Source organism: Nocardia sp. NPDC057455 (assembly GCF_042802775.1).
GTDB lineage: Bacteria > Actinomycetota > Actinomycetes > Mycobacteriales > Mycobacteriaceae > Nocardia.
Genome location: NZ_JBHVDM010000216.1, coordinates 1 through 1,034, shown reverse-complemented (window position 1 = coordinate 1,034; position 1,034 = coordinate 1). Strand labels below are relative to the sequence as shown.

General features: G+C 62.2%; 1 protein-coding gene. It reads left to right on the top strand.

Translation table 11 applies throughout. The features are described from left to right. Positions 1–154 precede the first annotated feature (154 nt). The coding region (locus ACFU5M_RS34555) for a phage integrase N-terminal SAM-like domain-containing protein (protein WP_379055836.1) at positions 155–1,034 on the top strand (880 nt) is incomplete at its 3' end.

Below are 1,034 nucleotides of genomic sequence, written 5' to 3'. Positions count from 1 at the left end.
CGGATTCACAGACGACCCCCGCCCGGTGATGTCGGACGAGGGTCGCGAAAAGAGCCCCCTGTCGGGATTGAACCGACGACCTTTCGCTTACAAGGTAAGCACTCTAGATGTGCTCGGCCGCGTGTTACCGTTCGAGCGTCCCGCCTGAAACATCATGAGCACCGGTCGGTATGATTCGGCGAGTCCAAATCGGACAATTGTCCAATTCCCCCAAAACCCAGGTATTCCACAGTTACTTCCATCTTCAATCATTCCGACTGGTCTAGATTCCCCTCGTGTGGGAAGTGGGGCGGTTTCCGCAAATAGTTCGCCGCTGTTGCGCAAGTGGCGAAATTCTATGCGGACAGAGGGTGTTTCAGCGCACACGATCGGCGATCGGCTAGGGGTGTTGGGACTCTTCGCCGAGTGGCTCGGCGAGGATCCTGCCGCGGCAACGCCCGATCAGATAGGCGAGTGGTTCGCGACACAAGGCGCGAACTGGTCGAAGAACACCCGGTACACCTACCGCAGCAGATTCAACGCGTTCTATGACTGGTTGCGCGCGCATGACTTCCGGGCCGACAACCCGATGTTGCACGTACCGCAGGCGCCGCAACCATCCGAGGCCGGCGAGGTATACCGGCCGCCGCCGAATACGCAGCACAAGGGCGCGCCCCTGCCGCCACTGGTCCAGCGCTGGCGTAACGCGATGCGCGCGCAAGGCCTGTCCCCTCGTACCGTGGGCGACCGCGTCGAGTGTGTGATGCAATTCGCGGCGTGGTCGAAGTGCGATCCGGCGCACGCCACCGAAGAACAGGTCGTCGATTGGCTCGCCGACGGTGGCGACTGGTCGCCGGGCACCCGACATACCTACCACGGCCGGTTGAAAGCGTTCTTCGCCTGGCTTCACCTGCACAACTACCGCCCCGACAACCCGATGACGTTCATTCCGGCCGCCAAGCGGCCGCGGGGTGTACCGAAGCCGTTCACCCCTGCCGAACTGCGCCGGATCGAAGCGACCAACATGCACTTTCGAACCCGGGTTATGGTGCGAC